This window comes from Mesorhizobium sp. M7A.F.Ca.US.006.04.2.1 (assembly GCF_004022915.1).
GTDB classification, from domain to species: domain Bacteria; phylum Pseudomonadota; class Alphaproteobacteria; order Rhizobiales; family Rhizobiaceae; genus Mesorhizobium; species Mesorhizobium ciceri.
The window spans coordinates 1-8,076 of record NZ_RZQA01000210.1; the positions used below are offsets into that span (position 1 = coordinate 1).

Sequence of the window (8,076 nt, forward strand, 5' to 3'; positions counted from 1 at the left end):
GTTCATAGCCGCCAGGCAGACGGCCGGTCTTGATTTTTCGCCGCGATTTGGCGATGCCGTTTCTGTCCAAAAGCGGGGTCTGGAACTATGTTGTTGATCAGAACCTATGTGACTGCGAGTGCGATCGAAGGCGTCGGCGTGTTCGCTGCGGAGCCGATCAGGAAAGGGGCTTCGATCTGGCGGCTCGATCCGGATTTCGACCGACTGGTCCCCATGGACAAATACGAAGCGGCCCCCCCGCATCTCAGGGAACTGCTCGACCGCTATGCCTATCCCAGCCCCGACCGGCCAGGTTTCATGGTCTATGAAGTCGACAATGGCCGCTTCATGAACCATTCCAGCAATCCGAATACGGATTTTTCGCAATATGGCGGGGCCACCGCGACCCGCGACATCGCCGTGGGCGAGGAGATCACCTGCGACTACGGCGAGTTCTTCGAGGATTTCGAGCGGCTGCACCTCGCGACGGCCTAGTCGGCTCCTTATCTCAAGGCAAACAGACTGCGGCTGGCACCGCAAATTCATTTCCGCTGTGGACAGCGCGGCATGATTCTGCTATCAGCCGCCACAATTCGTGGTGTAAACCACCGCGGAGGCTAGCGGCTATGATCGCTTGCCTGTTGATATCAAACCCGAAAGACAGGATTGCCCGTGCAGGTACTCGTCCGCGACAATAACGTTGATCAGGCGCTTCGCGCTCTCAAGAAGAAGATGCAGCGCGAGGGCATTTTCCGCGAAATGAAGATGCGCGGTCACTACGAGAAGCCGTCCGAGAAGCGCGCCCGCGAAAAGGCTGAAGCCGTTCGCCGCGCCCGCAAGCTGGCCCGCAAGCGCGCCCAGCGCGAAGGCCTGCTGCCGATGACGCCGCGCCCTGTTGCTGCCGGCGCCGCTGGTGGTGCAGCTGGCGCTCCGCGTCCGCCGCGGTTCTAACGCCAATTTTTCGTCCTTTTCGAAGGATATCAGAGGTGGCGCGATGTGGAATCGCCGCCACCTTTTTGTTTTGATGTGACCGGTCCGGAGGGGGAGCCGGATCTGAACGACGCGGCTTGAAGTGAGGACAGGGCAGACATGAACGCAACGAGCGTGGAGCGCGGGACCGCATTGCGTGGTTTCGCCCTGACAGCGGCCCTGCTCTCCGGACTGGCGCTTGCCGGCTGCCAAACGGCGGGCCCGACCGGTGAATTCAACAACATCGACAAGGCGCAAGGCTCGAGCGAGAACATTTCCTCGCTGTCGGCGGTCATCCAGCGCAATCCCCAGGATCCCGAAGGCTACAATGTGCGCGGCTCGGCCTATGGCCGTGGCGGCCAATACCAGGCGGCGCTCAAGGATTTCAATCAAGCCATCCAGCTCAATCCGAATTTCTTCCAGGCCTATTCGAATCGTGCGCTCATCCAGCGCTTCCTCGGCAACCAGGAAGCCGCGCTCGCGGACTACAACCGTTCGATCCAGATCAACTCGAACTATGACGCCGCCTATATCGGCCGCGGCAATCTCTACCGCAAGGCGGGTCGCACCCAGGACGCCTTCAACGACTTTCAGAAGGCGATCCAGCTCGATACGACCGACGCGCGCGCCTACCACAATCGAGGCCTGATCTATCAGAGCCAGGGCCAGCACAAATTCGCCATCGAGGATTTCTCGACCGCCATCTCGCTGGCGCCGGACGCCGCCGAGCCCTACAACGGCCGCGGCCTCTCCTATCTGGCGACCAATGACGAGGACAACGCCTTCTCCGATTTCAACATGGCGATCAAGCTCGACGGCAAGAACGCCGAGGCCTGGGCCAACCAGGCGCTGATCTACGAGCGGCGCGGTGACAAGGCGAAAGCCGCGAAATCCTATAAGGAAGCCGTTCGCCTCGACCCGACCTACCAGCCGGCCAAGGATGGCCTCGCCCGCGTCAGCTGATCTCGGTTTCGGCAAACGCTTCCCATACAAATCCGCGTGACATCCAAATGCCGCGGGATCCTTGGCGTGTCCGAAAAGACGCACTTCGCAACCGCGCATTAACCCCGGCAGGAGGCTTTCGGCCCCTGCCTTGATCGCGCCAAGTTTTCAGCGGAACGGTCTGGCCTCCCAAGCCGTTATCGAAAAGCAATTTGCGAAAGGACCCTCCCATGATCAAGAAACTCGCCTGCGCCGCTGCCCTCGCCACGACGATGTTCGCGGTGGCTCCAGCCAGCGCCGGCAAGCTGCAACTCGGCACGCTCGATTGCACCATCGACGGCGGCACCGCTTATATCGTCGCTTCCAACAAGGGCGTGTCCTGTGTCTTCCGGCCTCATCATCACGGGCCGTCCGAGGTTTACACAGGCGTCATCTCCAAGATCGGCCTCGATGTCGGCCAGACGCATCAGGGCCAGCTCGTTTGGGCCGTGCTGGCTGCGACCCGGGACCGTGACGGAGGCGATCTCGCCGGCAGCTATTACGGCGTCAACGCCGAGGCGAGCGTGGTGACCGGCGGCGGCGCCAATCTGCTGGTTGGCGGCTTGGACAGCGCCTTCATGCTGGAGCCGCTCAGCGTCCAGGCGCAGACCGGCGTCAACCTTGCCGTGGCCGTGACCTCGCTCCAGCTGATCCATTCATTCAAGTGATCGCATGGAGCCGTGCGCTCCATGACCCCTCACCCCGCGGCGCGGAACCAGATAGGATGGTTCCGCGCCGTTGATTTTTGAGGGGACCATCATGCTGAAGACAGCCATCGCTGCCATATTCGCTACCGTGTTTGTCGGAGCAGCGCAGGCGCAGGACCGAGGCATAGAGCTCGGTACGCTTGACTGTGCCATTGGCGGCGGCACCGGCTTCATCTTCGGCTCGAGCAAGGATCTGAGCTGCACCTTCAACCCCGCCGACAAGAGCTTCGCGTCGGAAGCCTATTTCGGCGCCGTCAACAAATACGGCCTCGACATCGGCACGACGAAGCAGACGGTCATGCAGTGGATCGTGCTGACGCCGCTGAAGAACATCTACGCGCCGGGTGCGCTGGCCGGCGACTACATCGGCGCCAGCGCCGAGGTGACGGCCGCCGTCGGCGCCGGCGCCAATCTGCTGGTCGGCGGCTCCTCGCAAGCCTTCACCTTGCAGCCGCTCAGCTTGCAGACGCAGACCGGCATGAACCTCGCGATCGGCGTCAGCCAGTTCCAGCTGCGCAGCACCGAGAACTGATCGCGCAACGAACCCGCCAATCGGAAAGGCTGCCGCGCGAACGGTCCTCAAAAAACCGCTTGAGCTCAACCCCGGTTGAGGTTTTACAAGCCTGCCCCGAACGAAACAACGCCTCGATGCGGCGCCCGATCCGGCGCTGTCGAACCGCATGGTCCTGCCGGAAAGCCGCACTGGCTTCTGGCGTCCTGCGCTGGCGTCGAGATATGCAAGACAGGGGTGGAAATGACCGAGATCAGCACAAACAAGGTCGACTGGCGCGGATTATGGGCAAGCGGCGACCTGGCGCGCTTCTGCTTCATCAGCCTCGGCATCCTGTTGCACGCCACCAACGAGACGATGGTGGCAACGGTGATGCCGGCCATGGTCGGCGAACTGGCGGGCGTGCAGCTCGTCGGCTGGTCGCTGGCGATCTACGAACTCGGTGCCATCGTTGCCGGCGCGGCCGCCGGACGGCTGGTGAGTTATGTCCCCTTGCGCACCAACATGGTGGTCGCAGCCCTGCTCTACGCAGCAGGCGCCCTGATCTGCGCCACCTCGCCTTCCATGCAACTGTTCCTCGCCGGCCGCCTGATCGAAGGACTTGGCGGCGGTGCGCTGGTGTCGCTGGCCTTCGTCTCGGTCGAACGACTGTTCTCGCGCGCCATCTGGCCGCAGCTTTTCGGCATCATGTCGGCGATCTGGGGCGTCGCCGCCTTCAGCGGACCATTGCTCGGCGCGATCATGACCGAGCTTTTGTCATGGCGCTGGGCCTTCGGCATCTTCACCCTCGGCGGCGCAGCCATGGCGCTGGCAAGTTTCATCGTGCTCGACACGCCGGAGGCGACGAGGCCGAAGGCGAGCGCAGGCGGGGCGCCGCCCTTCCCGTTCGCGGCCCTTGCCTGCCTTGCCGTTGCCGTGGTGCTGATCGCCTCGGCCGGCGTCGACATCGCCTTGCTGCGCTCTTCGCTGCTGATGGCCTTCGGCCTCATCGGCCTGCTGCTGTTCTTCACCATCGACGCGCTGAAGCCGCTTTCGCGGCTGTTCCCGGCGCGGCTGTTCTCATGGCGCACGCCGGTCGGCGCCGGCATGACCATGGTTGCCGCTTTTTCGGTGGCCACCTGTTCCTTCGGCGTCTACGGGCCGCTGCTGCTGACCAGCCTTCACGACATTCCGCTGCTGACCACCGGCTACATCATCGCCGCCGAATCGATCGCCTGGTCGATCCTGTCGATCCTGGTCGCCAACGCGCCGCCGCGGCGCGAGCGGCTGATCATCATCGGCGGCGCGGTGATGATCGCGGCCGGCATCGCCGGCTTTGCCTACACGATACCCCTGGGCTCCATCCCGCTCATCCTGATCTGTGCCCTGTTGCAAGGCGGCGGCTTCGGCATCGCCTGGCCGTTCCTGACACGCGTCATCGTCGCCTCCGCCCCGAAGAGCGAGCAGACCATCGCCTCGGCGGCGGTGCCGACCATGCAGCGCATCGGCTACGCCGTGGGTGCAGCCCTTGCCGGCATCGTCGCCAATGCCAGCGGCTTTTCGCAAGGTTTGAACCACGACGCGGCGGCGAATGTCGCGTCCTGGCTGTTTCTTGCCTTCGTCCCGCTCGGCATTGTCGGCTGTCTCGCGGCCTTGCGGGTTTCCAAGCCGCTTGGCCAGCAGCTGGAAGCTACTGGCTAGAAGCGCCCAACCCGCTCATTCGACCTCGCGCAGGCGGTAGCCGACGCCGGTCTCGGTGGTGATGTAGCGTGGCTGGTCGGGGCTCTTCTCGATCTTCTGCCTGAGCTGGCGCACATAGACCCTGAGATACTGCACGTCGGACGAGTCGCCCCAGACCTGCTTCAACAGGAAATGGTGGGTCAGCACCTTGCCGGCGTGCTGCACCAGCATGCGCAGGATGTCGTATTCCTTCGGCGACAGCTTTACCTCCTTGCCCTCGACCTTGACGATGCGCTTGACCAGATCGACGCTGAGATCGCCGGTCTGGAAAATCGGCTTCTCTCCCTGCTGCTGGAACTTGTGGCGGAGCGCCACGCGGATGCGTGCGACCAGTTCGTTCATGCCGAAGGGTTTGGTGACATAGTCGTCGGCGCCGAGCTCCAGGGCCTGGACGATACCGGCCTCGTCGGTCCGGCTGGACAGGATGACCACCGGAATGTCGAGGCCGTCGTCGCGCCATTTGCGCAGCAACTCATGGCCGCTAATGCCGGGCAGGCCAAGGTCGAGCAGGACGAGGTCCGGCTTCTCCGCCTCCATCAGCTCGATGGCCGCCCTGGCATTCGGCGCCTCGCTGATCGCGTAGCCCTGGCTGCCGAGGCCGACGCGCAGCAGCTTGCGGATCGGCGGCTCGTCATCGACGACCAGTATCCTGACGTTCGAGTTTGTCATGCCAGGTCACCCACATCGTCGGTATTCGAAGCGTCGAAGTTGGGCGGATTTGCCGGCTTGGGCATTTTGATGGTGAAGACCGCGCCCGAACCGTCGGTCCGGTTTGCCGCCGTGATCGTGCCACCCATCGCCTCTATGAAGCCGCGGCAGATCGACAGGCCGAGCCCGGTGCCGGCGCGGATCTGGTCGCGCTTGCGCACCCGGTAGAAGGTGTCGAAAATCCGTTCCAGATCGCCGGGAGGAATGCCCGGCCCTTCATCCATGATCTGCAGCAGGACGGAGCCATTGTCGGTCCAGCCCTGGACGCGGATCGTCGAGCCGGCCGGGGCATATTTCGCCGCATTGTCGAGAAGATTGAACAACGCTTGCTCGAACAGCACCGGGTCGACCTTCAACATCGGCAAATCCCTGGGGATGTCCGTCTCGATCTTGTGCTCGCCGATGATTTTCCTGGCCCTTTGCAGGGCGGAGCCGACGATGTCGCCGACATAGTGAAAGGCGTAGTTCGGCTCCATCGCGCCGGACTCGATCTTGGTCATGTCGAGCAGATTGGCGATGAAGCGGTTCAACCGCTCGGATTCGTCGAGCACCGTCGACAGCAGTTCGGCCCGATCCGGTTCGGGAAGTGCTGCTGAAAAATCCCGCAGCGTGCCGGCGGCGCCCATGATGGCGGCGAGCGGCGTCTTCAGATCATGGGAAATGGAGGTGAGCAGCGCCGAGCGCAGCCTGTCCGCCTCGGCGGCGAGCTTGGCCCGGTCGACGTCGGCGACCAGTTGGATACGCTCGATGGCGACTGCCGCCTGGTCGGCCAGTGCGTCGAGAAGCCGCTGCTGCTCGGGCGTCAGCAACGGTCCCTGCTTGTCGTTGTCGAGGCCGACGACGCCGATGGCCGTGCGCCCGGTCCGCAAGGGCAGATAGAGGCGCTTGGCACCCGGAAGCGTGTCGGCGCCGCGACCTGCGGCACGATTGTGCTCCCAGGCCCAGCGGGCGGCGGCGATGTCGGCTTCGGCCAGCGTGTCATCAGGCGGATAGCCGGCCTTGACGGTGATCGTCCCGTCTTCCGGCAAAAGCAGCACCACGCGCAGCTTCAGCATCGAGGCGATCTGGAAGGCGGTGGCCCAGAGGACGTCGTCCAGCGTCCCGGCGCCGGCGAGCTTCTTCGAAAAGAGGTAGATATCCTCCGTCGCCCGCGCCCGCGAGCGGGCGGCGACCGCCTGGCGCTGCACGCGCGCCGTCAGATTGCTGGCAATGACCGCAACGACGAGAAAGACGCCAAGCGCGACGATGCTCTCCGGATCCCTGATCGTCAGCGTATAGCGCGGCTCCAGGAAGAAATAATTGAAAGCAAGGGCGCTGACGAAACAAGCATACAGAGCCGGCCACAGGCCGCCGGTCACCGCCGATGCCAGCACCCCGATGAGCAGAATGATCGCCAGATTGCGAACGTCGAGAAACTGATCGAGAAGGACGGCGAAGGCGAGCGAGCCGATGACAAAGGCCGTCGCCTTGAGATAGGGCCAGATTTCGAACTGCCACTGCTCGTCGGCCGCCTTGACGCTCCGCGACGCCGCCTCGGTGCCGCGTTCGCTTCCCGAAATGACATGGACGCTGATATCGCCGGCATTGCGGATGAGATCGTAGGTGAGCGAGCCTTCGATCAATTCGCGCCAGCGCGACCGGGTCGGCCTGCCGACGACGATATGGGTAAAATTGTTCGCCGTCGCATAACGCACGATGTCCTGCGCCACATTCTGACCCGGAATGGTCGTCACCTCGGCGCCAAGCTGCTGGGCAAGGCGCAGGTTCGTCGCCAGCCGGTCCTTGTCATTCTCGGGCATGCTGGCCGAGCGCGTGCTGTCGACGTGCAGCGCCGTCCACGGCGCACGCAGCCGGTCGGCCAGCCTGCGCGCATAGCGCACGCGGGCCGCTCCTCCAGGTCGCGCGTCGAGGCAGACGAGGACCCTTTCGCCTGCCGCCCACGGTCCTGGAATGGCGTGCGCCTGCATATGGATGAGCAACTGGTCGTCGACACGCTGCGCGGTGCGGCGCAGCGCCAGTTCCCTGAGCGCCGTCAGATTGCCCGGCGAGAAATAGTTCTCGATCGCGCGCTGCGCGGTGTTGGGGAAATAGACCTTGCCTTCCTCGAGCCGCTTGATCAGGTCGTCGGGGGTGAGATCGATGATCTCGACATCGTCGGCCTGGTCGATGATGGAATCGGGAACCGTCTCGCGAACCCTGACCTTGGTGATCTGGGCGACGACGTCGTTCAGGCTTTCGACATGCTGGATGTTAAGCGTCGTATAGACGTCGATGCCGTGCGTCAGGATCTCCTGGACGTCGAGGTAGCGCTTGGGGTGGCGGCTGCCGGGCGCGTTGGTGTGGGCGAGCTCGTCGACAAGAACCAGCGCCGGGCGCCGGGCGAGGATGGCGTCGATATCCATCTCGTCGAGGATACGCCCCTTGTAGTCGACCTTGCGGCGGGGAATGAACTCATAGCCCTCGACCAGGGCCGTTGTTTTCTTTCGGCCATGCGTCTCGACG

General features: G+C 63.8%; 8 protein-coding genes. 6 read left to right on the forward strand and 2 right to left on the reverse strand.

Going from position 1 to position 8,076, the window contains the following annotated elements; genetic code table 11:
• Positions 1-87 precede the first annotated feature (87 nt).
• From EN925_RS13665 to EN925_RS13690, 6 genes are all read left to right on the forward strand, one after another.
• Positions 88-474 (forward strand): SET domain-containing protein-lysine N-methyltransferase, encoded by a 387-nt coding sequence (locus tag EN925_RS13665; RefSeq protein ID WP_063168976.1) that lies wholly within the window; start codon positions 88-90, stop codon positions 472-474.
• Positions 475-651: 177 nt separating this feature from the next.
• Positions 652-930 carry a 30S ribosomal protein S21 gene (rpsU, locus tag EN925_RS13670; protein ID WP_013529653.1) on the forward strand — a complete coding sequence of 93 codons (279 nt, stop codon included), beginning with the start codon at positions 652-654 and terminating at the stop codon, positions 928-930.
• 138 nt (positions 931-1,068) lie between these two features.
• A complete protein-coding gene (locus EN925_RS13675; RefSeq protein WP_013529652.1) occupies positions 1,069-1,911 on the forward strand; it encodes a tetratricopeptide repeat protein in 843 nt (280 codons plus the stop codon).
• A 209-nt stretch (positions 1,912-2,120) separates the two neighbouring features.
• Entirely contained in the window at positions 2,121-2,597 is a 477-nt protein-coding gene (locus EN925_RS13680) for a DUF992 domain-containing protein (RefSeq protein WP_024502781.1), read from the forward strand.
• Between the two features lie 91 nt (positions 2,598-2,688).
• Positions 2,689-3,168: a DUF992 domain-containing protein gene (locus tag EN925_RS13685; protein WP_063168977.1), complete on the forward strand. Its 480-nt coding sequence runs from the start codon at positions 2,689-2,691 to the stop codon at positions 3,166-3,168.
• A gap of 222 nt (positions 3,169-3,390) precedes the next feature.
• A complete protein-coding gene (locus tag EN925_RS13690) occupies positions 3,391-4,827 on the forward strand; it encodes an MFS transporter (protein WP_063168978.1) in 1,437 nt (478 codons plus the stop codon).
• Between the two features lie 15 nt (positions 4,828-4,842).
• On the opposite strand, the gene EN925_RS13695 is transcribed toward EN925_RS13690, so the two are convergent.
• Together EN925_RS13695 and EN925_RS13700 are read right to left on the reverse strand one after the other, a co-directional pair.
• Positions 4,843-5,535: a response regulator transcription factor gene (locus EN925_RS13695; protein ID WP_063168979.1), complete on the reverse strand. Its 693-nt coding sequence runs from the start codon at positions 5,533-5,535 to the stop codon at positions 4,843-4,845.
• Positions 5,532-8,076: sensor histidine kinase KdpD (locus EN925_RS13700; RefSeq protein WP_164894202.1), on the reverse strand; the 2,545-nt coding region annotated here is incomplete at its 5' end. The genes EN925_RS13695 and EN925_RS13700, both read right to left, overlap by 4 nt.